The following is a 24,861-nucleotide window of genomic DNA, read 5'->3' as shown; positions in this document are numbered from 1 at the left end:
CGACTCCCCCTCTCGTGATTCGACAAAAAAGGGATTGCATGAACAATCCCTTTTTGGTCACTTACATTGTTTACAATACCCATAAATCTCGAATTTATGATCGACGACTTCAAAATCAGGGTCGAGCGTCTCGACGTAGCGCATCGGACAGAGTTCGAGCAACTTCGTCTTACCACAACCTCGACAAATGAGATGGTGATGGTGATGATTCGATCCGCAGGTGACACGGAACGCTTTTTCCCCGTTCAACTCGGTCGCCTCGAGCAGACCTTCTTCGGCGAACGATTTCAAGTTGCGGTACACCGTGTCAAAACTCATCGTCGGATGCTTTGAGCGCATATAATCGAGGACGTCTTTCGCACTGACATAGCGTTCTTCCGCTGCGAGAAAGGCAAACATCTCGATCCGTTTCGGCGTCACTTTGAGCGACGAGGACTGCAAGCGGGCCAACTGTTCAGTTTCCTTCATAGCGAACCTCCTTTTTCCGGGCGATCCCGAATCGCTCGGCCAACATGACGACGGCCAAAATCAAGACGGCGAGCAAAACGATGACACCGCCTGGGGCGACATCAAGTTCATAGGCGAGCACGAGCCCACCGATTGTCGCAACCTCACCGAAGACGATCGACCAAAGAATCGTCTGTTTAAAGCTGTTTGTGAACCGGAGTGCAGCCGCGACCGGCAGCGTAATGAGACTCGATACGAGAAGCGTACCGACGATGCGCATGCTGACTGCGATGACGAGTGCGACGACGAACATGAACAACACATGCAATATCGTGCTCGGCAAACCGGACACTTTGGCTTGTTCCTCATCGAACGACAAGAACAACAGCTGTTTATAAAACATGACGATGACGAGCAAGGTGATACCGGCCACCGCCAAAATCAACCAAATATCCGACAGACTGACCGCAGAAATCGATCCGAACAACAGCGTCGACAAATCGATTGAAAATCCACGCGATAGCGAGATGAAGATGGCACTAAGCCCCATCCCTGCCGACATCATGATGGGAATCGACAACTCTTGGAAGTGCACATATTTCCCGCGAAGCCAGTTCAGCCCGAGTGCTGCGAGGACGGATACGAGCGTCCCGAGGTAAAGGGGATTCAACTCGTTGAACAGTAAAACGTACTGTCCGAGAAATAGACTGAACGATATTCCGGCAAGCGTCATGTGGGATAGCGCGTCGGCAATCAGGCTCATCCGTCTGACGACGACAAATGAGCCGATGAGCGGTGCGGTGAACCCGATGACGACGGCTGCGATGAACGCATAACGTAAAAAGCTGTACGTAAACAGATCCGCAATCATGACGTACCTTCATGGACGAGCACTTTGACCGGATATGGCTTGATCGCGGTCAATTCGCCGAGTTCACTATATTCTTTCAATCCACAGTTGCACGCCATCCGTCCATGGTCGAGATGGACGACTTTCGTGACGAGGTCGGTGACGATGTTCAAGTCATGGGTGACCAGAATGAACGTACATGTCGTATGTTCACGCAACAGATGAAGCACTTCGTAGAAGTCGCGCAAATGCTTCTGGTCGACGCCGACCGTCGGCTCATCCAAGATCAGCAGGTCCGGCTGATTGACGATGGCCCGGGCGATAAAGACGCGCTGTTGTTGCCCACCAGACAAGCTACCGATCTTCCGATGCCGGAACTGCCACATGTTGACTGTCTCAAGGGCGTTTTGAATGGCCGCCTTATCCTCGATGTTCAAACGCTTGAACAAACCGAGCCGTCCATAGCGGCCCATGGCAACGACTTCCTCGACCGTCACCGGAAAACCCGAGTTAAACGATGCCGCTTTTTGGGAAACGTAACTGATACGGGACTTGTCTTTGAACTGGCCTTGAGGGCGTCCAAATAGTTCCACTGTCCCGGTTTGTGGGGATAACAGTCCGAGAATCGTTCGAATCAATGTCGATTTCCCGGATCCGTTCTCCCCGACGACAGCAACGAAGTCGCCTTGTTTAATATCGATGGACACGTCCTGTAGCGCGGCGGTCCCATCGTAGTGATAGGAAACATGATTTAATTTTACGACGGATGTCGTCATAAGCTACCCTTCTCTCGTGTTATAAATCGTAATCATTTCTACTTGCTTGGCGTCTGTATTATACAGAATATCAGGCGAGGCTTCAAGTATGAGGCGATGAGAGAGGATGGTCGGTCCGTCCGTATGAAATGCATATGTCTTTTCAGGATCTTCGTTGTACACTAGAGATAACGCAGAGGGGGTTTTTCCGTGGAGAAAAAGCTAGCAGTCATCGATATCGGATCGAACTCGATTCGAAACGTCATCTTTGAAGTGAACGGGCACGGCCAATATTTCGAACGACTGAACGTAAAAGAAGTGGCCCGGTTATCGAGTCATATTACCGACGACAATGAACTGTCCGATTCCGGCATCGAGGCGCTCATCGAGACGCTCAACCATTTCCGCTGGTTGAACGATCATCATGGAGTTAAAGAAGTACTGCCGGTCGCGACAGCCGCCATCCGTAACGCCAGCAATTCTGAAGCCATCTTAGAGGAAGTGCGACAGGCGACAGGGATGGAGATTCGACTGTTGAGCGATTATGAAGAAGCCTTTTACGGCTATTCAGCCATCGTCAATTCGACGTATATCGAGGATGGCTATTCGGTCGACATCGGCGGCGGTTCGATGGAAGTGACGTACTTCAAAGACCGTGAACTCGTCTTCTATCACAGTTTTCCATTCGGCGCCGTCACGTTGACCGAAGACTTCATGAAAGGTGACACGCTCTCAAAAGACGAGCGCAAGCAACTGACGTCGTTTTTGAAGAAGTCGTTCAAAGACATCGACTGGCTCGTGCCGCATGGCATTCCGCTCGTCGGAGTCGGAGGGACCGCTCGAAACCTCGTCCGGGTCGAACAGTCGCTATCGTTGTTCCCGCTCGAAGGCATCCATCAATACACGATCGGAGCCGACCGCTTGCATGAAGTCGTCGATGAGCTCATCGATATGTCGAGTAAACAGTTGGGCCGGCTTGACGGGTTGTCGAAAGACCGAATCGATATCATCGCCCCGGCTGTGACCGCCATCGATGAACTGGCGAAATATTTGAAAGTGCCTGAGTTCATGATGAGCAATAACGGACTACGCGAGGGCTTGTTCTATGAGTACTACTTAAAGGAAAACAATCTGGTCCGTTTCGGTGACGTCAAAGAAGAAAGTTTCCGTCACTTCGAGAAACAGTATGACGTCGACCCAATCCGGCACAAACATTTGATTCACTTGGCCCGTCAAATTTATACCGGCCTGATTGAAACAAAGACGATCAAACCGAAACCGTTCGAACCCAGCCTGTTAGAAGGGGCCTGTCGCCTCGCCTACGTCGGGGAATACATCGACCATAACAACAAGAGTGACCACACGTTCCACTTGATCACGACGAACGACTTTAAAGGGATGAACAATGAGGACCGGCTCGCACTCGCCTTGGTGACGTCATATAAATCGCGCCGCCTGCTCGAACAACACATCGAGGGCTTCCCGGAATGGTTCGACTCGAAGATGTTGAAGAGCTTAGAGCTGCTCGGCTCGATCGTCAAACTCGTCGATGCGCTCGATTTGACCGAACGTCAAGTCGTCGAGGACATCGACGTCTCTTCGACGGACGAGGGACTCGTCTTCACGCTTCATACGCACAGCTCGCCGCGTTTTGAAGTCCAGCGCGGCATCCGTCATAAAAAACATTTGGAACGTGCCATCGACCAAACTATCGAGTTACGTGTAGAGGAGAGAGATTCATGACCATCTACTTACCCGAACATTTCAATAACCGCGAGCTCAGTTGGCTGAGCTTCAACGAACGCGTCCTCCAAGAAGCGATGGACGAACGCAACCCGCTCATGGAACGGTTGAAGTTTCTCGGCATCTTCAGTTCGAACCTCGACGAGTTTTACATGGTCCGTTTCGGCGGATTGAAAGATGAAGTGCTCGCCGGCTTCAACCGTCCGGAAGACAAGGCCGGATTGACACCGAAACAGCAAATCAAAGCCATCTCTATCAAAGCTCAGGAACTCGTGGAGGTCCAGTACGCGACATATAAGAAAATCGTCAAACAGCTCGCCTCGGAGAACGTCCGCTTCCTACGCCCGAAACATTTGAACAAAGAACAGCTCGACTTCGTCAAGTTATACTTCCGGACTCACGTCTTCCCGGTGTTGACGCCGATTGCCGTCGACGCTTATCGACCGTTCCCGATGCTGTTGTCCAAATCACTCAATATCGCCGTCGAGATCGCCTCGACCGATGAAGGCAAAAAACGGCTCGCCCTCGTCCAGGTACCTGCCGTGTTGCCGCGTTATCTCGAATTGCCGACAGAGGACGAGGACCATACCGATTTGATGTTGCTCGAGGACGTCATCATCCAGTTCATCGACTCGCTGTTCAAAGGTTTTGAAGTCGAGTCGACGATGCCGTTCCGGATCACACGGAACGCGGATATGCCGTTCCATGAGGAAGAAAGCCGCGACGTCCTTAAACAGATTGAAAAAGAGTTGAAGAAACGGCGTTATGGTGTCGCGATACGCCTTGAGGTTCAGCAACGGTCGCTCAGTAAAGAGCTATTGTTCATGCTTCAAGACGTGCTCGACTTGCATGACCGCGACATCTTCCTCGTCGACGGCCCAATCGATTTGACGTTCCTGTTTGGGGTGTATAACAAGATTGGTATCGAATACGATGACATGATCAATGAGACGCTCATCCCGTTCGTCCCAGAAGGACTCGAGCCGGGGAAAGACTTGTTCCAAGCGTTACTCAAACGCGACTATTTGCTCCACCACCCGTACCATTCGTTCGACCCGATCGTCCGCTTCATCGCCCAAGCCGCCAAAGACCCGAACGTGCTCGCCATCAAGCAGACGCTCTATCGTGTCTCTGGTGACTCACCGATTATCAAGGCGTTGACCGACGCCGCCGAGAGCGGGAAACAAGTGACCGTTCTCGTCGAATTGAAGGCCCGGTTCGACGAGGAGAAGAACATCCAATGGGCGAAGCAGCTCGAGAAGGCCGGCGCCCACGTCATTTATGGCTATAAGGAGTTGAAGACACACTCGAAGATCACGCTCGTCGTCCGCATCTTAGAAGGCGGGGTGCTGCAGCGGTTCGTTCATCTCGGTACCGGCAACTATAACGACTCGACCGCCAAACTGTACACAGACATCGGTTTGTTGACAACAAATGAAGAACTCGCCGAAGATGCGACCAACTTCTTCAACTGGCTCTCCGGTTACGGCGAACGCCCGTCATGGCACAAGTTCGAGACGTCACCGGACGACATGCACGACTTCTTCCTTCAAAAGATTGACGAAGAGATTAAACTGCATGAGAAATACGGGAACGGTCGCATCGTCGCCAAGATGAACTCGATCACCGACAAGCCGATCATCACAAAACTGTATGACGCCTCACAGGCCGGGGTCAAAATCGATTTGATCATCCGTGGCATCTGTTGTTTACGTCCCGGGATTAAAGGCATCTCGGATAATATCCGCGTCGTGTCCATCATCGACCGGTATTTGGAGCACTCGCGCATCTTCTACTTCTATCAAAACGGGAAAGAAGACTTGTATTGCTCATCGGCCGACTGGATGACGCGCAACATGCGCAAACGGATCGAGATCCTCTTCCCGATTCTTGACGCGGGACACAAGTCATACATCAAAGATATGCTCGCGCTGCAACTCGTCGATAACGTGAAAGCGAGAATCCAGCGTGCTGACGGCAGTTACGTCTATTTGAAACAAGAGGCCGGACAAGAGCGCATCCAATCACAAATCATCATCCATCAATACACGGGCGGACGTTGGAACAACATCCCGAGCGTGTTTGAGCGCGAACCGTCGAACTGGGCCGAACGGGAAGTCCTCCGCTTGCGAGCCGAAAACGAGAAAATGACAGATGACTGATGTTAGACTTCTCAAACGAGAATGAACATTGTATAATGAACTCGGTTACCTGTTAGTTAAGCGTTTTCATTTCGATTATGGAGGAATCATTCATGCAAGAAATCCTATTGTCATTGCTCGCTGGTCTCATTTGTGGCATGATTTTCACGGCCTTGAAGTTGCCGCTCCCTGCCCCGCCGGTCTTACCGGGCGTCATCGGCATCTTCGGTGTGTTTCTTGGGATGAAAGTATATCAATTCGCACTCGCGAACTGGCCATTTTAATTCAAAAAACGAAGCCCGCGGGCTTCGTTTTTTTTATAGATCATAATGTCTCGCTTTGTGACACGTCGGGCAGAGCCACGTGCCACTCCCTGCTTCGAGATGATACTCCATCAAACGAATCCCGGTCGGCCCGAAACGGTTCATGTCATCCCCGCACGCTTCACAGATGGCCGTCGGGGCGAGCTGTGACACTGCCTGCTCTTCGGTCAAGTGAGCAGTGAACGTCTCCCGGGTCCACTTGGCAGACGGGACGCGGTACCCTTGCTCCCATTTGGTGCGGATGACAGCGTCCGTGTCTTCCTCGTACATACCTGATTGAAGCAACGGATGATGGAAATCAAGACCGACCACGTCGACGAGGCTATACGCCTTCGTCTCTGGTCCCGCCTCCGTCCGCCAATAGCGGTCGGCCGGGCGCTTGGTCATCTCGACGAGCATGACTTCGACTTCAGCCACGATACCGTATCCGAGAATCTCAATCCAAGCTGTCCCCTCTTCGAGCCGGCCTTCCACATAGAACGGGCTCGCTTCCTGAAAGTAGATCGGGAGCGCGGACCAGACATCATACTCGTTCGGATCGATTCGGATGATGTTCATCTTACTGGTGCGCGAGCGTGAACTGTTCGCGCCATTCGGCATCGAATCGGTTCGCCCGGAACATCTCGATCTCTTGTTTGTATGGTGCCACTTTCGTTTTCTCACTGATCGGGATATACGGCGTCTCCAAAATTTTTGGCAAGTGGGTGAACGCCTCGTGGTGGATGATCCGGTTCAACGTGTCGAAGCCGATTTCGCCATAGCCGATATTCTCGTGACGGTCTTTTTTCGCGCCGCGCACGTTCTTCGAATCGTTGACGTGGATGACGCCGAGACGGTCCAGTCCGACGATTTGGTCGAACTGTTCAATGACACCGTCCAAATCGCCGACGAGGTCATAACCCGCGTCATGAACGTGACATGTGTCGAAACAGACCGAGAGCCGGTCGTTGTGCGTCACCCCGTCGATGATCGTTGCCAGTTCTTCGAACGTCTTGCCGAGTTCGCTGCCTTTTCCGGCCATCGTCTCAAGTGCGATTTTCACGGTCTCGTCACCGGTGAGCACCTCGTTCAAGCCTTCGATGATGCGGGCCAAGCCGACGTCTTCCCCTGCACCGACATGCGCGCCCGGGTGAAGGACGACGTGACGTGCGACTTGGAGCGCTTCGGCCCGTTTGATTTCGGCGGCCAAAAACGAGACGGCGAGTTCGAACGTCTCCGGTTTCGTCGTGTTGCCCAAGTTGATGATATACGGGGCATGGACGACGATCTCGTTGATGTCGTGCGCCGCCATATGGGCGAGCGCCGCCTCGATATTCAAATCCTCGATTGGCTTGCGCCGTGTGTTTTGGGGCGCACCCGTATATACCATCATCGTGTTAGCGCCGTATGAGACGGCTTCTTCACTGCCAGCGAGCAACATTTTCTTACCGGATACAGAAACGTGGGAACCAATTTTTAACATAGTCATTTCTCCTTCATTCTCATCTGTCCTTAGTGTACACAAAAAGAAGAATCGACTCCACGAAGTCGATTCTTCTTTTGCTTAGCGTCGGTTCTTTTTACGAACTTCGCGACGTTCCTTACGTTGGCTCTGCATATGCTCACGTGAGGCCGTCTCTTTCAATTTGTATTTGAACTTCTTCTTGTAACCAGGCTTGACCTTTTTCTTCGCCTTCTTGATTTCGCCCGCCATCCGGCTATGCGCCGTTTGCGAGACTTTCATCTTCCGGTCGGTCGTGCGGCGTTTGCGTGTCTTGATCTCTTGAAGTGATCCGTTTTTCACATCGACATGTTTGAACGTGAAACCACGCTCTTCGAGTCGATTGATCGGACCGTTCTCGTGATCTTCGTACAACGTGTACGCTTCACCCGTCTCACCAGCGCGGCCCGTTCGGCCGACACGGTGCGTATAGAAGTCGAGGTCTTTCGGAATCCCGAAGTTGATGACGTGCGACACACCTTTAATATCGATGCCGCGCGCCGCCAAGTCGGTGGCGATCACGAACTGATATTTCGCGTCGTTGATGTCTTTGATCGCTTGCTTCCGGCGACGGGCTTGCATGTCCCCATGAAGCGTACCGACGTTGAGTCCCGCCTCGCGGAACGACGTCTCCAACTCATCCGCATCTTGTTTCGTGTTCGTGAACACGAGACAGACGAACGGGTTGATCGCTTTTGCGATCTCGACCGTCAACGCCTTGCGGTCACGATGTCGGACCGGGATGACGTGATGCTTGATTTTCGGAACGACGCGGTGCTCTTCACTCGCCTCGGCGTAACGCGGGTCATGCAAATATTTCTTCAAGAACGGTTGCAGCTTCTCAGGAATCGTCGCTGAGAAAACCATCGTTTGAAGTTTCTCTGGCAACGCCTGCGCGATGCGGTCGACTTCAGGCAAGAAGCCCATGTCGAGCATTTGGTCGGCTTCGTCGACGACGAAGTGTGTAACTTTGTGCGGGAATAATGCTTGGACTTTCATCAAGTCGAGTAGACGACCTGGTGTCCCGATGATCAGTTGTGGTGGGTTTTTCATCTTGTCGATTTGTCGTTCCCGGTCAGTTCCTCCGACAATCAAACTTGTTTTAATATAGTCCGGCTGTTTGACGAGGAGCGTTTTCAACTCTTCGTGAATCTGCCAAGCGAGTTCGCGCGTCGGTGCGACGACGATGGCTTGGACCGATTCTTCTTTCGGATCAATTGCTTCTAAAATAGGTAAGAGGAACGCAAGCGTCTTCCCCGTCCCGGTTTGTGATTTCCCAATGATATCGCGGCCATTCATCGCAGCCGGAATAATCCGGGCTTGAATGTCCGTCGGTACTGTGATGCGCTTTTCTGTCAAGGCATCGACGATAAACGGTAACAATTTGAACTGTTGGAAGCTGTTCAATCGATACACCTCCTGTTTCTTTCCACTTTTCCTAGCATAGCGGAATCTAATCATTTGTCAATTAATCTTTTGCGAGCCCTTCGTACAAATAGCTCGATGAATAGTAGTGTGACGCAATTTTCTTGCCGTTCAAATGATGTTCGAGCGCCTTGAATCCGACCTCGATCATTTCGTTCGGTGATTGGACGACGGTCGCATCGACTTTCCCGCTATGAATCAGCGGATAAATGCCGGTCACACCGTCGACCGATACGAGCGTTTTGTCACTGAGGCCATGGCTTTCGAGGGCCCGGACGACACCGAACGTATTGTCATCATTGTGAGAAAAGACGGCATCGAACGGAATACCGGCATCGAGCCACCGAGACATCTCGATCTCGGCTTGGAACGTGTCGTAATTACCCGTGATCGAGGCGACGACTTGCAGGTTGTCGTTGGCCTTGTCATATTCCGTCAACCCGAGGCTCCGATCGATCGTCGAACGGACTTTGGCGGTCCCTCTCACTTCGACGACACGAATCGGACGGTCGAGCCCAGCGTGTTGGGCGGCGATATAGTTCGCTGCCATCCGGCCGATCTCGACGTTATCGGACATGACCGACGTCAAGACGCTGTCATGGTCGATCATCCGATCGATGGCGATAATCGGAATACCCTCCCGTTCGGCCCGTTCGAGCGATGGCCGGATGAATGCTTCATCGAGCGTCGTCACGAAAATCGCTTCGACCCCGCGGTCGATCAGCGCGTCCAATTTTTCTTTCTCCAGGACACGGGAATCCTCACTCGTCGTCGGGACAGGGATAAAACCTTTTTGATTCGCCGTCCGGACGAACGCGGCCAACAGTTTATTGGCATGCTCATGCTTTTCACTGACGAACACGAAACCGACTTCATTGTTTTCGATCGTCCGTTCCGGTAATTGAATCGATGTGATCAATAGAATCGACAGCGCCCAGACGATCGGCAGCCAAAGCCAGTAATGTTTGAATCCTTTCATCATGGGTGTGACCGCCTTGGAATTTTAATCATCATGGCCGTACCTTCTCCTTCAACACTCTCAATTTCCATGTGACCGTTCACGGCTTTCAAGTATTCCCGAATCATGTAGAGCCCTAAGCCGTTGCCGTTCTCTTTCGTTGTATAAAACGCGGACCCGACCGACTTGACTTGAGATTCGGTCATCCCGATCCCATTGTCTTCGATCAAGAAGCGGTAGTCCCGTTCCGTGAATTGAATCGTGACCGTCACGACGCCGTCGGCACCTTTCGTATCGACGGCCTCGACCGCGTTTTTGAACAAGTTATAGATGATTTGGACGAGCATGTCGTTCGAGCAGTAAAACGGCGGCATATCGTTCGGGACGTTCAACTCCCAGTTCGTGACCCGCTTATAGCATTCGGCGTCGAGCAAGAATTCGAGGCGTTTCGCAAACTCGGTCATGTCGAGCCACTCTTCTTGTAGCTTCGCCTGGTCGGGCTTCGCGAGCGTGAGCATCGTCGTGATCAAATGGTTGGCCCGATCAAGTTCTGAAAGCGCGAGATCGAGCATGTCGCTGCTACTGTGCCCTTCTTTCACCATCTGCAACGTGATTTGGACCGGCGTGAGCGGATTGCGAATCTCGTGGGCAATCCCTGCCGCGAGCTGTCCGAGCGAGGCGAGCTTCTCTTGCTGCAACAATAGTTGCTGTTGACTGAGCTGTTCGCGTCGGGCCGTCTCCATGCGGCGGGAATAATCGTTGTACGTATCGAGCAGCGTCTCGACTTCTTTGGAGCCGGTCCGTTCGAGTTGGATCGGTTCGAGCGACTGTTGTTTCTTGATGTTTTGCACAAGTTCGAGCAGCGGACTTGTCAACGTCTTCGACAACAGTAGACCGACCATGATACTCAAGAAGAATGTCACGAGCGTAATCATCAAGTATTGCCATCGCGTCGCGTACACCGCTTCGTAGACCGAATCGGTACTATGCTTTGCGAGGACGCTCCATCCGTTGACACGCGCATCGGGCTCAAACATGAGGACATCGTCTTTCGTGCTGAACACCGAACGGACGTCGTAGGCGTCCGTCGCTTCGATGATGGACCGGGACAAACGCCGTTCTGCGTCCGTGACGAGATTGAACGAGGTCGACAATACTTCGCCCCGTTCATTCAACAAGTAAAGAATCATGTCATCATTCGCCGATTCAAGCATCCGACGATATAAATCGGAATTGAGCACGCTGATACTACCGCCGAACATCCCGATCATCCGGTTGTCTTCAAGCACCGGCACGTATAAATACGTCCCGACGTCACCCGAAATCGAAATCGGGTCACTCATAAACAAGTCGTTCCTGCCGCCGGTGAGCACCTCTTTAAATTTCGGATCACTCTTGAGCGTCAGCGCCGGTACTTGGCGTTGCGAGTACCACGTGAACGCATCGCCTTCTAAATCGTAATAAAAAATCGAGGTGAAGCTCGTCCGCTGATTCAAATAACCGGTGCGGATCCGCTCTTCGATATACGTCTCATTCCCGACGTAAGCACCGAGATAGACCAAGTCTTCGTAGAGTTTACCGAGTCGCGTCTCCAGGTTTTCGATACTCCCGTCAATCGCGTAGTCGAATTGTTCTTTCGCCAGTTCTTCCGCGCGGGACACCGTCACGCGGTCGGCAGAGAAGGCTAATGAAGAGATGACAAGTCCTAGTATAATGAAGATAATAAATGTAATCTGAAAGAAGTACGATTTTCGAACTTCAAGCAATGTTCTTAGGCGTTCCACGGTGTCCCTCCTTTCTAACCTTAAGATTATAGCATGAATACACGGAAATCTTTTCGTATTTTCGAAACAATGTTAGACTAATACGTATGAAAGCATCGCGAAAGGAGCGTTCCTTACAAAATGAAAGTAAAAAAAATTAGTCCACGCGGATATTGCTACGGCGTCGTCGATGCCATGAAGCTCGCCAACGAAGCTGTGGCCAACCCAGATTTACCGCGTCCTATCCATATACTTGGCATGATTGTCCATAACCGTCATGTCACCCAAGCATTCGAGGAACTCGGCGTCAAGACGGTCGACGGTGAGGATCGAATGAAAGCACTCGAGACAATTGATCGTGGAACGGTCGTCTTTACCGCCCACGGCATCTCGCCGCTCGTGCGTAAGCGTGCCATTGAGAAAGGCTTGACGATTGTCGATGCCTCGTGCCCGGATGTACTGGTCACCCACGATTTGATTCGCGAAAAGACGGCTGTCGGTTATGAAGTCATCTACATCGGCAAGCATGGCCACCCGGAACCGGAAGGCGCGATGGGCGTCGCTCCAGGAAAAGTTCACCTCGTCCAATACGAGAGTGACTTCGAGGCGCTCCCGGCTCACCTGTATGATGCAAAAATTCTCGTCACGAACCAGACGACGATGAGCCAATGGGACGTCGCGGCCTTGATTGAGATGATTCAAGAACGGTATCCTCATGTCGAGGTCCACAACGAGATCTGTAACGCGACCCAAGTCCGGCAAGAAGCTGTCGCTGAACAAGCCGGTGACTGTGAACTATTGATCGTCGTCGGTGACCCGAAGTCGAACAACTCGAACCGTTTAGCCCAGGTTTCGAAAGAGATTGCAGGCACGAACGCCTACCGCATCGGCGACTTGAGCGAACTCGACCTGACTTGGCTCGAAGGTGTCGAAACGGTCGCCGTCACGTCAGGCGCGTCGACACCGACACCAATCACAAAAAAAGTCATCGACTTCTTGACCCAATATGACCCGCTCGATTTGAGCACGCACGATAAGACGCCATATCTTGAACTGCGCAGCATTCTTCCGAAAGTGAAGGCGCTCCGTAAATGACATGAACCCCCGTCCTCTCATGAGGTCCGGGGGTTTTTCGTTTAATCATCAGTAGAAGCGGAACGGGTTTGTATCGGCTTCCGAAACAAACAATTCGACATCGAGTTTCGCACGTTCACACTTCTCGCGCATCACGTCGACGACGCCTTGCTTCATCACGCTCTCCACGTGATGACCCGGGTCGACGACAGAAAGTCCGAGCGCCATTGCATCGTGGGCCACATGGAAGTACAGGTCGCCCGTCACATACGCATCCGCACCTTTGAAATGGGCTGCCGATACGTATTTATTCCCGTCCCCGCCGAGCACCGCCACTTTCTCGATGATCCGGTTCGGATCGCCGACGACACGGACGGCTTCGACGTCAAAGCTCGTCTTGACGTGTTCGGCGAACGACTCAAGTGTGAGAGGCACCTCGAGACGTCCGATACGACCGAGGCCGAACACGGGCCCGTCAATGTCGTCACGAATCAAATCGTAGGCTACCTCTTCGTATGGATGCGCGTCCGTCATCGCCTTAAGCACTCTTTTCTTTTGGCTCTCCGTGACAATCGTCTCGATTTTCACTTCCTCGACATGTTCCGTCTTGCCGTGTTGGCCTAGATACGGGTCCGACCCTTCGAGTGGTGTGAACTGACCTTCTCCCGAGACGGTGAACTGACAGTCCCCATAATCTCCGAGACGACCGGCTCCGGCCCGGCCGAGCGCCTCCGACACGGCTTGCCGATGCGTCGTCGGGACGAAGACGGACAGCTTATACACCGGTTCTTCATAAGTTGGAATGAGTACCATCGGGTCGACGAGTCCAAGTGCCTGACTCATCCAATCGTTGACCCCGCCCTGACAGACGTCCAAGTTCGTATGGGCGACATAGACGGCAATGTCATGCCGAATGCATTTCATAACAATCCGGCCAGCGGCACTGCGATCGTTCACTTGCGCAAGCGCGCTGAAAATGGGTGGGTGATGGGCGATAATCAAATCGACGTCTCGCTCGATTGCTTCATCAACGACCGACTCGAGCACGTCTAGCGTCACCATGACTCGTCGTACCGGTTTATTCAACGTACCGATTTGAAGACCAATTTTATCGCCCTCGACCGCGAGATGTTTCGGGGCGAACTCCTCAAACAATTGAATGACATGATTTCCGTTCGCCATCAGTTGCTCACCTCTCTCATTTTGTCACGTAGCGTCTTGAACTCCTCCTGTTTGCGGATGAGCGCTTCGGTTTGGGCACCTGCTGCCATCTGACCGAGCACATAATCGAGCTTGTCCGCCTCGCGGCCCCATTTCATTTTGAACGCCTCTGGGCGTGTCGTGAGCAAGTACGGTCCGAACATGAGCTGCCACGCGCGTTCTGTGTCATCTAGGCTATAGCATGTCTCCGTGCCACGTTCGCCGACAAGAATCTCGTATACTTTGTCATTCTCTTCAACGATTGATTCCGCGACTAGGACGAATCCTGCGTCGAGCAACCATTCGCGGACATGTTGCCCGTCCACGTTCGGTTGCAGGACGAGCCGTTCGACAGCACCTAACTTGTCACGGCCGCTCTCTAAAATCGACCGAATCAAACTTCCGCCCATCCCGCAAATCGAGATGCATGTCGCCTCATCTGCTTCGAGGACGGCGAGCCCGTCACCGAGACGGACGTCGATGTTTTCGGTCGCTCCGATGAGCTCGACTTGAGCTTTGGCCGCTTCCATCGGTCCACGGTTCACTTCGCCTGCGATGGCGCGGTCGACGATGCCTTGCTGAACGAGATAGCATGGCACGTAGGCGTGGTCAGAGCCGATGTCCGCCACTACACTGCCTTTCGGAATGAAATCGACGACTTGCTTCAGTCGGCGGTCTAACGTCACTTGTTCTTGCATAGGGACAACTCCTTTTTCTACTTCTTCACTATTAGGGTAACGAATATTTATATCCAGGACAATAAAAAACGTACCCCAGAAGGAGTACGTTTCACCCTTATTGTTCGAGCAACCAAGTCGCGAGTACGTCTGCTTCTTCGGCAGTCGCGAGACCGGCTGGCATTGCACCTTTACCGTTGACGATGATGTTTGTGATCTCTTCCGCCGATAAACGTTCGCCGACGCCTGTCAACGCAGGACCGACGCCACCTTCGAGATTTCCACCGTGGCAACCTGTGCAGCCTTTCGCCGCATACAAGTCTTCCGGGTTCATCTCAGTGACCGACGGACCTTCAGCAGCCTGCTGAGCTTGGTTCACGCCAAAATACGATAATGAGACCATGGCAATGATTGCGACGATCGCGATCGCTGCAAACGGTAACAATGGATTACGCATTGTATTTCCCCCTCATGTTCATTCCAAATTTCTACCCATCACTATTTTACTCAAAAAATAATAAAGAAGGAAGGAAAATCACTCATTTTCCTTCCTTTCTTCTAAAACTTCACATTTTATTCAAAAACACAATTAATCAAGGAAGTCTTTCAAGCGTTTCGAACGGCTCGGGTGACGGAGCTTCCGGAGCGCCTTCGCCTCGATTTGACGAATCCGCTCGCGGGTGACGCCGAACACTTTCCCGACTTCTTCGAGCGTGCGCGTACGGCCATCATCGAGACCGAAACGGAGACGGAGCACGTTTTCTTCGCGGTCCGTGAGCGTGTCGAGCACGTCTTCGAGCTGTTCTTTGAGTAGCTCATAGGCAGCGGCGTCTTGGGGTGCCATCGCATCTTGGTCTTCGATGAAGTCGCCGAGGTGCGAATCATCCTCTTCCCCAATCGGTGTCTCGAGCGAGACAGGCTCTTGGGCGATTTTCAAGATCTCACGCACTTTTTCAGGTGTGAGTTCCATCTCTTTGGCGATTTCTTCAGGTGCCGGTTCGCGCCCGAGGTCTTGCAACAGTTGACGTTGAACACGAATCAACTTGTTGATCGTCTCGACCATGTGGACCGGGATCCGGATTGTCCGAGCTTGGTCGGCGATGGCGCGGGTGATTGCTTGACGAATCCACCACGTCGCGTACGTCGAGAACTTGAACCCTTTCATGTAGTCGAACTTCTCGACGGCTTTAATGAGGCCCATGTTTCCTTCTTGAATCAAGTCAAGGAAGAGCATACCGCGCCCGACATAACGTTTCGCGATCGAGACGACGAGACGGAGGTTGGCTTCGGCAAGACGTTTCTTCGCCTCTTCGTCCCCTTGTTCAATCCGTTTCGCGAGTTCGGTCTCATCTTTCGCACTGAGGAGATCGACGCGCCCGATTTCTTTCAAATACATGCGGACAGGGTCGTTGATCTTAATGCCTGGCGGGACGGACAAGTCGTTCAAATCGACCTCTTCGTCCTCTTTTTTGGTTGGTGTTTCTTCGGCATCGGCCGCATCTTCTGTGACGCGGATATCTTTACCTTCTAAGTCTTCAATGAAGTTATCGATAAAGTCCGAATCCACCTCGAAATGGCTGAGGCGATCTTGGATTGCTTGCATGGATACGACGCCTTTTTTCTTACCTAATTTCTCGAGTTCGTCTATGGCGTTAAATAAATCCTCTTTTTTCTTCTCTGCCATCTAGCAGTTCAACTCCTTCCAAACTTCCTTCACGTTCATCGTTCACGAAGACGACGACTCCGGGTAATCAATTCTTGTAACTTGGATGCCTGGTCTACTATACTTTCGGCATCTTGTCCGATTTCCCTTTTCGCTCGTTCGATTTGACGCTGTTCCTCATAACTGTTTATGACCTTAATGTATTCATCTAAAACCTCTTCGGTCAGTTCGTCCGGTGCGGACATGAGCCGAATCTCGGCATACCGATTCGCATAGTCCGGACGTTGGTCACAATAGCGCTCCATGAACGGGGGCGCCACTTGTTCGAATTCTTCATGCGTCATGTCCTCCGAGACGATCTCATAGAGGGCCGTCGCCAGCATGCGATGCACTTCGTCCTGATAGGCTAGCCCGAGGCGGTCCCTGACGAAGCGGACCCGCTCCGGACCACTCAGCATGGCCCGAAGCAACAGCTTTTCGGCTTTGACATAACGCGGTTCATTCGTTTTAGATGAACGCCGGCGAACCGGTTCAGCCTCCGGCACTCGTTGGGGTGCGATTTCTTTCGGTCTTGTCGAGGGCATCCGTGACAACAATGTCTCGACTGGAATCTCAAATTCGTCGGCCAACTTTCTCACATATAAATCACGTCGAATCGAATTGTCCGTTTTACTGATTTCCACAAGCATAGATTCAATAAAACGAATCCGTTCTCCTTCTCGATTCATATTTTTCCCACGCCGTAGCGTCCGGTTCATGAAATCGAGGACGGATAAACGCTCCGATTCGACAAGTCTGTGCCACTGCTCCGCCCCGTTCGTCCGAATATAATCATCCGGGTCGGTCTTCTCAGGTAACATCAGCACCTGGACATCGAGCGGATAGCCCTCGAGCAAGCGGACGACTTTCATCGTCGCTTCCTGTCCGGCCGTATCACCGTCATAACAGATGATCACTTCTTCGACCATGCGTGCTAACGCACGGGCATGCTGCGTCGAAAACGCCGTCCCGAGCGACGCGACGACTTCCTTCGTCCCGGCTTGCGCGACTTGCAAGACGTCGACGTTCCCTTCCACGAGCACGACCCGTTTTTGCTTTCGCATCGTGGCCCGTGCCTGTGAAAAGCCGAAGAGGAGTTCACTCTTGTTGAACAAGGGCGTATCCGCCGTGTTGACGTACTTTGGCTGTCGCTCATCGATCGCCCGTCCGCTAAATCCGACGATGGTGCCGTCTCGATCCGCAATCGGAAAGACGACTCTGCCTTCAAACCGGTCAAAATATTCACCGGACCTCGACTTAGAAATCAACCCCGCCTCCACCATGACTTCGAGGTCGAAACCTCTTCGTTCCAGTGAATCAACGGTAAAACGGCGATGATCAGGCGCATAACCGATCTTATACTGTCCGATCGTCGTCTCCTGTAGACCGCGCGCTTGCAAATACGTCAATCCGACTTCGCCCGCTTCGGTCTTCATCAACACTTCATGATACAAATCCGCCACGACACGATGGGCATCGCGCATCTGTTTACGAATGACTTGGTCTCGTGACAACTCCTCATCGCCAGAAACCCCGCCCTCGATGGCGATGTTCGCCCGCGTCGCGAGACGTTCAATCGTCTCAGGGAACGACAAACCTTCTGTCTCCATGACGAACGTAAATACGTTCCCGCCGGCTCCACATCCAAAACAATGGTACATCCCTTTTTCCGGGGACACGGAGAACGATGGACTGTTCTCCGAGTGGAACGGACAGAGACCGACGAGGCGATGGCCTTGCTTCTTCAATTCAACGCGTTCACTGATTAAATCAACGATATCTGTGGCTTGTTTCACTTCCGCAATGACTTCATCCGGTATTCGCGGCAACTCGACCACTCCCTATCCAAACTCGCAACGAAACGGAACGCTCACCACGTTCCGTTTCACTGTAATGTCAGTACTCTATTATACCGTTAACACCAGTCGATTACTAATCCGAGTACTCAATCGTCTTTCGATTGGTCGAGCATCCGTAAAATGATGCCTGCCGTCTCTTCGACGGCTTTGTTCGTCACGTCGATGACCTCGCAACCGATTCGTTCGTAAATCCCTCGGGCATACTCGAGTTCACGATTGATGCGTTCGAGTTGGGCGTAGTCGGCCTCCGGTTTCAAACCGAGCGACTTCAACCGTTCCATCCGAATCGAAATCAACTTATCCGGCGAGATGATCAACCCGACGCACTTGTCAGGCGGCAGATCGAACAGTTCTTCCGGCGGGCGTGATTCCGGCACGAGCGGTACGTTGGCGACCTTATACCGCTTCAACGCCAAATATTGTGAGAGTGGCGTCTTGGATGTGCGTGATACGCCGACGAGGACGATATCAGCTTTTTTCAAGCCTCTTGGGTCACGTCCGTCGTCGTACTTGACCGCGAACTCCATCGCTTCGATTTTCCGGAAGTAATCCTCATCGAGACGATAGATGAGTCCCGGTTTCTCGCGCGGACTCTCTCCGAGTTGACCGGCGAGCACGTCGAGTAAGTCGCCGAGCAAGTCGACCGTCTTCACGTCATGCGCTCGTCCGAGTTGGACGAGGAGGGCCCGATGCTCTTCGTTGACCAACGTGAAGGCGATGACCGCTCCTTGGGCACGCGCTTGTGTCACGACATCGTGAATCGTCTGTTCATCTTCCACGAACGGAATTCTAAGCGTCTCAATCGCATTCTCGTGGAACTGGATGCTCGCGGCGCGGACGACGAGTTCACACGTCTCCCCGACCGAATCGCTCACGACAAATACGAGTTGTTTTTGTGTCAGTGTCAAACCAGATTCCTCCTCAGAACGACTCATCGTTGGCGAGTGCGATCAATACTTTCGTCATGTTCGTCTTCGTCATGCGACCGAGCACGATCAGCTTGCCGTCTTTCTCTTCGACGACTGGCATGGCATCGATTTGTTTCTCGATCAGCTTCATCCCGGCCCGAATCAACGTCTCACTCTTCTCGCACACCGTGATGTTCGGCATGCGGGTCATGATGACGTTGACCGGCAATTGATCCAAGTCTTGATTGCCGATGGCGGCCCGAAGTAAGTCTTTACGTGACAAGACACCGACGAGCTCGTTGTCCTTGCCGACGACGAACAGCGAACCGACGTCTTCTAAAAACAAGGTCACGACGGCGTCATACACCGTCATCTCGTCACTGACGACTTTCGCGGACGACATGAAGTCGCCGACCGTCAATGAATCCAATTTTTCCCGAAGCAGGGATGAGTTTCGTTTGCCGACGAACGTGTAGCCGACACGTGGCCGGGCTTCTAGTATTCCAGTCATCGTCAAGATGGCCAGGTCCGGGCGGAGCGTGGCGCGAGTGAGCGACAGCTCTTGCGCGATCTGCTCACCCGTGATCGGTCCATTGACCCTGACGATCTCAACGATCTTCTGTTGGCGTTCATTCAGCTGCATAGCCAACCCCCTCAAGTTTGGTCAGAGTACGAGCGCGCTAAAGTCGGCGACGCTCTCGATTGTCATGGCGAGTCGTTTCATCTCGCGCAGACGGTTCTCGCGAATCGCTTCAACGTCGCTCATGACCATTGTATTTTCGAAATAAGCGCTAATCGGTTGTTCCAATACGCGCAATGACGCGATCGCTTGATGATAATCCCCATTTTCGACGGCTCGCTCCGTTTCCGGTAGCGTCGCTTCGATGGCGACATGGAGTTCGTTCTCTTCTTTGTTTTCGAACAATGCCGGATCGACCTCTCCAGCCTCACCTTTCTTGGCGATATTGACGACACGCGTCAATTGCTCAATGAGTAGTTTCGCATCGTTTGCGAGCATGGCTTGAACCGCGTCCGCTCGGGCATCGAGCCGGTTGATGGCGAGCTCTGTCGTTAATACGGCGTCGATGACGTCATAACGGACTTGCCGTTCTTGGAGACGATACTTCAGGCGAAGCATGAAGAAGTCTTTTAGTTGCGCCTTGACTTGTTCTTTATCGGCATCATAAAGTCCTGCCTGAAGTTGCGAATCGACAACTTGTGAAAGTAATTTGTCGAGTGGGAGCGCAATCTTCCAATCCGCTAGAATTTGGACGACCCCTTGGGCTTGACGACGAAGCGCGAACGGGTCTTGCGAACCGCTCGGAATCATGCCGATTCCGAAGAATGCAGCGATCGAATCCAATTTATCGGCGAGTGCGAGAACCGCACCCGTTGGCGTCGATGGTGACGCGTCGCCCGCAAAGCGTGGCATATAGTGTTCACGGATGGCTGCGGCCACTTCTTTGTCCTCACCTTGTTGGAGCGCATACTTCTCACCCATCACCCCTTGGAGTTCTGTGAACTCATACACCATTTGGCTGACGAGGTCGAACTTATGGATAGCTCCAGCCCGGGCGACTTTGGTTGCATCCGCATTGAACAATGGCGCCAGCGTTCCGGCGAGTTGTTCCACCCGACGGACCTTGTCTCCCGTCGTCCCCAACTTCTCATGGAAGACGATGCGGTCGAGACGGACGAGTTGATCGTCAATCTTCGTCTTTTGGTCTTCCTCATAGAAGAAGACGGCATCTGCCAAGCGAGCCCGGATGACCTTCTCGTTCCCTTTGGCAACGTTTTGAAGGTGTTCAGCATTTCCGTTACGGACGGTCACGAAATAGTTTTTGAGCGTTTCACCGATATAAACTGGGAAATAGCGCTGATGTTCTTTCATCGTCGTGATCAATACTTCTTCCGGAAGTTCGAGATAGCTTGCATCGAATTCACCGAACAGCGCAGTCGGCCATTCGACGAGGTTTGTCACTTCCTCGAGCAACGACGCGTCGAGCGGAACCGTCCACCCTTGCTCAGAAGCCAACTCGTCGATTTGACGTTCGATGCGGGCCTTTCGGTCTTCATATGACGCGACGACGAATTCACGTTCGAGCGTCTCGGCGTAGGCGGCCGGCTCGGCGATCGTGACGTCACCTTTACTCAAGAAGCGGTGACCACGTGTCACGTTTCCTGTCTTTACGCCTTCGATTTCAAAATCGATTTGCTCGGCACCGAATAACGCGACGAGCCAACGAATCGGACGCATGTAGCGGAGACTGCTCGTGCCCCACTTCATGTTTTTCGGGAACGTCATACCACGGACGACGTCTTCGAGTGCCGGAAGCAGCGTGCTCGTCGCCTGACCTGACTCGTGACGGTCTGCGAACACGTACTCGACACCTTTCTCTTCAGCGAAGTACAAGTCGTCGACCGAGAGACCGCGGCCACGGGCAAACCCAGCGGCTGCTTTCGACCAGTTTCCTTCAGCGTCTTGAGCGATCTTTTTCGCCGGCCCGCGAAGCGTCTCCGTCAAGTCTTGTTGCTTCTCTTCGACGTCTTTGACAAGAACGGCGAGACGGCGCGGTGTTGAATAGACGGTCAATGTCCCGAACTGGACACGGGCGTCCGTCAAGAAGGCGGTCACACGCTCTGCCAATTGTTTCTCCGAACGGAGGACGTATTGAGCTGGTAATTCTTCAAGTCCGATTTCTAATAAAAGGTCACGCATCAAGGGCACCTGCTTTCTCTTGGTTCAAAAGTGGGAAACCGAGACGTTCCCGCTCTTCGATAAATTTGGCAGCACACGCACGGGACATGTTGCGGACACGTTGGATGAAACCGGTCCGTTCCGTCACCGAGATGGCGCCTTTCGCATCGAGTAGGTTGAACGTATGCGAACATTTGAGGATATAGTCGTAAGCCGGGAAGACGAGGTTCTCGTCAAGGGCACGCTTCGCTTCTTTTTCGTACGTATCGAACAACGTGAACAACATGTCGACGTCTGAAAGTTCGAACGTATATTTTGAGTGTTCATACTCGGGCTGGTAGAAGATGTCCCCATACTTGAATCCGTCCGTCCAGACGAGGTCAAACACGCTCTCGACTTCTTGGATGTACGACGCGAGACGTTCGAGACCGTATGTGATCTCGACGGCGATCGGGTCACACTCGATACCACCGACTTGTTGGAAATACGTGAACTGGGTGATCTCCATCCCGTTCAACCAAACTTCCCAACCTAGACCGGCCGCGCCGAACGTCGGGTTTTCCCAGTTGTCTTCGACGAAACGGATATCGTGCTCGAGCGGATTGATTCCGATCAACTCTAAACTTTCTAAGTAAAGCTCTTGGATGTTGCTCGGTGACGGCTTCATGATGACTTGGAACTGATGATGCTGATACAAACGGTTCGGGTTTTCACCGTACCGTCCATCCGCCGGACGACGTGATGGCTCCGTGTAACAGACGTTCCACGGCTCTGGTCCGAGACTCCGTAAGAACGTCATCGGGTTCATCGTACCGGCCCCTTTCTCAACGTCATACGCTTGCATTGTCAAGCAGCCTTTCGACGCCCAGAAATTTTGTAACGTCAAAATAATTTCTTGCACGGTCATGTGCTTCATATGTGACACCTCCAAAAGTATTGAAACGACAAAAAACGCCCCTATGTGCCATGCACATAGGGACGGGATTACCCGCGGTTCCACCCTACTTGCCTCGAGATGAGGCCACTCTTTGGATTGTGGGCGCTCCGGAATTGCCATTCACTTCCCCCTGGCGTTCGGCTCCCACCTCCCCGAACTCGCTGTACCCATGGCGTAAAAGCTACTCGTTTCCTTCATTGCGCACGCTATTTCATTTGTCTAATCGTAGATTATGGTATCGAATCTTGTCGAAAAAGTCAATCATCGTTCAAGTAAAGGCGCTGCATTTGATCGAGGACACGTTTCGTCTTCAGCCGCAAGCCACTGTATGATTCCATATAGGCGTCGAACAGCTGCCTGAGCAGAATCCGCGTCTCTTTTGTGAGCGGGACGTTACTGAATTCGGACAGCTCGTGTCGGCTCATCAAATAGAGGAGCTTCGCTAGACGTTCGCTCATGCGGGCCGACCCTTCTTCTTGGTGACGCGAGCAAAGAAAACCACCGGCCGCCACTGAAAAATACATCGGGTCGGTCACATCGTTGCAACGGATGCACCCGGTCAAAACGGGTGCGACCCCGAGCAAGTGCAAAATGCGCAGTTCAAAGTGGTGCGTGATCACATCCGGGTCCATCCCTGCATTGAGCGCCTGCAGGGCGTCGTTCAAGATGCGATAGAGCGGGCGGTTCGGGACGCGGTCCTCGACGGTGCGGTCGACGAGCTCGAGCCAGTACATGGCGTACGCCATGCGCTCGACGTCTTTCCGGATTTCCGGATAGGACGTGATCACATCCGACGACTTCAGTTGACCGAGGCCACGGCTCGCCGGGAAAATATACACCGCCTCGACGAAAGGCTGGCTCGACGCATGCAGACGGCTGCCCGGCTTTTTCGCCCCTCGTGCCATGACGGCGACTTTTCCGAGCTCTTCGGTGAACAACGTGACGACTTTGTTCGACTCCCCGTAATTGACCGTCCGAATGACGATTCCCGTGACCTTTTGCAACATGGCTTAATACTCGTCGTCGCGGAAACCGAGGTCGCGGAGTTGACCCATCTTGTTACGCCAATCTTTTTGCACTTTCACCCATAGGTTCAAATACACTTTTGTCCCGAGGAGCGCCTCGATGTCGTGGCGTGCTTCTGTCCCGATTTCGCGGAGCATCGCACCTTTTTTGCCGATGACGATTCCTTTTTGCGAATCACGCTCGACCATGATCACGGCCTCGACATCAATCATTTCCGAGTTTTCCCGTTTCTTGATCGATTCGATGGCGACCGCGATTGAGTGCGGCACTTCATCACGCGTCTTATGGAGCACTTTCTCGCGAATCAATTCAGAGATGATGAACCGTTCCGGGTGGTCGGTCACTTGGTCGGCCGGGTAATACATCGGTCCTTCCGGGAGCAACTTTTTGATTTCTTTAAGGAGCGGTTCGACGTTATTGCCCTGAAGTGCCGAGATCGGGACGTACGCCGCGAAATCGAGTTGGTTCGTATACTGCTCGATGACAGCCGGAATCTCGTCCGGATGAATCAAATCGATTTTGTTCATGACGAGGATGATTGGCGTATCGAGCCCTTTTAACTTCTCGATGATGAACTCATCGCCGGCGCCGCGCGGTTCCGTGACGTTGACCATGAAGAGGATCGCGTCGACTTCACGGAGTGCGTTCGTCGCGACTTTCATCATGAAATCGCCGAGACGGTGTTTCGGCTTATGAATCCCTGGCGTGTCGATAAAGATGATTTGCGAATCATCCGTCGTATATACACCTTGGACCTTGTTGCGCGTCGTCTGCGGCTTGTCTGACATGATGGCAATCTTTTGTCCGATGACCCGATTCAAGAACGTCGATTTCCCGACGTTCGGACGACCGATGATGGACACAAACCCTGATTTAAAATCTTCTTGATACATAG

Annotated in this window: 23 protein-coding genes; 4 read left to right on the top strand and 19 right to left on the bottom strand. The window is 52.6% G+C overall.

Annotated elements, in window-relative coordinates; translation table 11 throughout:
* Positions 1 to 57 precede the first annotated feature (57 nt).
* From FED52_RS05635 to FED52_RS05625, 3 genes are read right to left on the bottom strand one after another with little or no spacing between them, the layout of a single operon-like run.
* Positions 58 to 468, bottom strand: a complete 411-nt coding sequence (locus FED52_RS05635; RefSeq protein ID WP_034778069.1) for a Fur family transcriptional regulator — start codon at positions 466 to 468, stop codon at positions 58 to 60.
* Positions 455 to 1,318, bottom strand: a complete 864-nt coding sequence (locus tag FED52_RS05630; protein ID WP_138859237.1) for a metal ABC transporter permease — start codon at positions 1,316 to 1,318, stop codon at positions 455 to 457. Before FED52_RS05630 ends, FED52_RS05635 begins: the two co-directional genes overlap by 14 nt.
* Entirely contained in the window at positions 1,315 to 2,073 is a 759-nt protein-coding gene (locus FED52_RS05625) for a metal ABC transporter ATP-binding protein (protein ID WP_138859236.1), read from the bottom strand. The genes FED52_RS05630 and FED52_RS05625 overlap by 4 nt, the downstream gene beginning before the upstream one ends.
* Before the next feature lie 189 nt (positions 2,074 to 2,262).
* Between FED52_RS05625 and FED52_RS05620 the strand changes: the two genes are divergently transcribed.
* From FED52_RS05620 to FED52_RS05610, 3 genes are all read left to right on the top strand, one after another.
* Positions 2,263 to 3,795: a Ppx/GppA family phosphatase gene (locus tag FED52_RS05620; protein WP_138859235.1), complete on the top strand. Its 1,533-nt coding sequence runs from the start codon at positions 2,263 to 2,265 to the stop codon at positions 3,793 to 3,795.
* Positions 3,792 to 5,957 (top strand): RNA degradosome polyphosphate kinase, encoded by a 2,166-nt coding sequence (locus FED52_RS05615; RefSeq protein WP_138859234.1) that lies wholly within the window; start codon positions 3,792 to 3,794, stop codon positions 5,955 to 5,957. The genes FED52_RS05620 and FED52_RS05615 overlap by 4 nt, the downstream gene beginning before the upstream one ends.
* Positions 5,958 to 6,049: 92 nt before the next feature.
* The gene (locus tag FED52_RS05610) at positions 6,050 to 6,220 is read left to right on the top strand and encodes a DUF1427 family protein (RefSeq protein ID WP_021065708.1); all 171 of its coding nucleotides are present in this window, start codon (positions 6,050 to 6,052) and stop codon (positions 6,218 to 6,220) included.
* A gap of 33 nt (positions 6,221 to 6,253) precedes the next feature.
* On the opposite strand, the gene FED52_RS05605 is transcribed toward FED52_RS05610, so the two are convergent.
* From FED52_RS05605 to FED52_RS05585, 5 genes are all read right to left on the bottom strand, one after another.
* On the bottom strand, positions 6,254 to 6,859 hold the full coding sequence (locus tag FED52_RS05605) for a hypothetical protein (RefSeq protein WP_240731316.1): 606 nt from the start codon (positions 6,857 to 6,859) through the stop codon (positions 6,254 to 6,256).
* Positions 6,819 to 7,721, bottom strand: a complete 903-nt coding sequence (locus FED52_RS05600) for a deoxyribonuclease IV (protein WP_138859233.1) — start codon at positions 7,719 to 7,721, stop codon at positions 6,819 to 6,821. The genes FED52_RS05605 and FED52_RS05600 overlap by 41 nt, the downstream gene beginning before the upstream one ends.
* An 81-nt stretch (positions 7,722 to 7,802) precedes the next feature.
* The gene (locus FED52_RS05595; protein ID WP_346764736.1) at positions 7,803 to 9,155 is read right to left on the bottom strand and encodes a DEAD/DEAH box helicase; all 1,353 of its coding nucleotides are present in this window, start codon (positions 9,153 to 9,155) and stop codon (positions 7,803 to 7,805) included.
* Positions 9,156 to 9,207: 52 nt separating this feature from the next.
* The gene (locus tag FED52_RS05590) at positions 9,208 to 10,146 is read right to left on the bottom strand and encodes a sugar ABC transporter substrate-binding protein (protein WP_240731315.1); all 939 of its coding nucleotides are present in this window, start codon (positions 10,144 to 10,146) and stop codon (positions 9,208 to 9,210) included.
* Positions 10,143 to 11,906 (bottom strand): sensor histidine kinase, encoded by a 1,764-nt coding sequence (locus FED52_RS05585; protein WP_138859231.1) that lies wholly within the window; start codon positions 11,904 to 11,906, stop codon positions 10,143 to 10,145. The genes FED52_RS05590 and FED52_RS05585 overlap by 4 nt, the downstream gene beginning before the upstream one ends.
* A 120-nt stretch (positions 11,907 to 12,026) precedes the next feature.
* On the opposite strand from FED52_RS05585, the gene FED52_RS05580 reads away from it, so the two are divergent.
* A complete protein-coding gene (locus tag FED52_RS05580; protein WP_138859230.1) occupies positions 12,027 to 12,980 on the top strand; it encodes a 4-hydroxy-3-methylbut-2-enyl diphosphate reductase in 954 nt (317 codons plus the stop codon).
* Between the two features lie 48 nt (positions 12,981 to 13,028).
* On the opposite strand, the gene FED52_RS05575 is transcribed toward FED52_RS05580, so the two are convergent.
* The 11 genes from FED52_RS05575 to era all read right to left on the bottom strand — a co-directional run bounded on the left by FED52_RS05575 (position 13,029) and on the right by era (position 24,859).
* A complete protein-coding gene (locus FED52_RS05575) occupies positions 13,029 to 14,141 on the bottom strand; it encodes a Nif3-like dinuclear metal center hexameric protein (protein ID WP_138859229.1) in 1,113 nt (370 codons plus the stop codon).
* Positions 14,141 to 14,857 carry a tRNA (adenine(22)-N(1))-methyltransferase gene (locus FED52_RS05570; protein WP_034778092.1) on the bottom strand — a complete coding sequence of 239 codons (717 nt, stop codon included), beginning with the start codon at positions 14,855 to 14,857 and terminating at the stop codon, positions 14,141 to 14,143. The genes FED52_RS05575 and FED52_RS05570 overlap by 1 nt, the downstream gene beginning before the upstream one ends.
* 97 nt (positions 14,858 to 14,954) lie before the next feature.
* Entirely contained in the window at positions 14,955 to 15,293 is a 339-nt protein-coding gene (cccA, locus tag FED52_RS05565) for a cytochrome c550 (protein ID WP_021065699.1), read from the bottom strand.
* 132 nt (positions 15,294 to 15,425) lie between these two features.
* The gene (gene rpoD / locus FED52_RS05560) at positions 15,426 to 16,520 is read right to left on the bottom strand and encodes an RNA polymerase sigma factor RpoD (RefSeq protein WP_034778096.1); all 1,095 of its coding nucleotides are present in this window, start codon (positions 16,518 to 16,520) and stop codon (positions 15,426 to 15,428) included.
* Positions 16,521 to 16,555: 35 nt separating this feature from the next.
* Positions 16,556 to 18,376, bottom strand: a complete 1,821-nt coding sequence (gene dnaG / locus FED52_RS05555; RefSeq protein ID WP_233004389.1) for a DNA primase — start codon at positions 18,374 to 18,376, stop codon at positions 16,556 to 16,558.
* A 107-nt stretch (positions 18,377 to 18,483) separates the two neighbouring features.
* Positions 18,484 to 19,332: a pyruvate, water dikinase regulatory protein gene (locus tag FED52_RS05550; RefSeq protein WP_052090136.1), complete on the bottom strand. Its 849-nt coding sequence runs from the start codon at positions 19,330 to 19,332 to the stop codon at positions 18,484 to 18,486.
* Positions 19,319 to 19,948 (bottom strand): transcriptional regulator CcpN, encoded by a 630-nt coding sequence (locus FED52_RS05545; protein WP_034778102.1) that lies wholly within the window; start codon positions 19,946 to 19,948, stop codon positions 19,319 to 19,321. The genes FED52_RS05550 and FED52_RS05545 overlap by 14 nt, the downstream gene beginning before the upstream one ends.
* A gap of 21 nt (positions 19,949 to 19,969) precedes the next feature.
* Positions 19,970 to 22,024, bottom strand: coding sequence for a glycine--tRNA ligase subunit beta (glyS, locus tag FED52_RS05540; protein ID WP_138859228.1), 2,055 nt, complete (start codon positions 22,022 to 22,024; stop codon positions 19,970 to 19,972).
* Entirely contained in the window at positions 22,017 to 22,910 is an 894-nt protein-coding gene (gene glyQ, locus FED52_RS05535; protein WP_371743415.1) for a glycine--tRNA ligase subunit alpha, read from the bottom strand. Before glyQ ends, glyS begins: the two co-directional genes overlap by 8 nt.
* Before the next feature lie 287 nt (positions 22,911 to 23,197).
* Entirely contained in the window at positions 23,198 to 23,947 is a 750-nt protein-coding gene (recO, locus tag FED52_RS05530; protein ID WP_034778111.1) for a DNA repair protein RecO, read from the bottom strand.
* Positions 23,948 to 23,950: 3 nt separating this feature from the next.
* On the bottom strand, positions 23,951 to 24,859 hold the full coding sequence (gene era / locus FED52_RS05525) for a GTPase Era (protein WP_029595225.1): 909 nt from the start codon (positions 24,857 to 24,859) through the stop codon (positions 23,951 to 23,953).
* Positions 24,860 to 24,861 lie beyond the last annotated feature (2 nt).

This window comes from Exiguobacterium mexicanum (assembly GCF_005960665.1).
Taxonomy (GTDB): domain Bacteria; phylum Bacillota; class Bacilli; order Exiguobacteriales; family Exiguobacteriaceae; genus Exiguobacterium; species Exiguobacterium mexicanum_A.
Note: the sequence above shows the minus strand (reverse complement) of the source record. Positions and strands in the feature narration are given on the sequence as shown.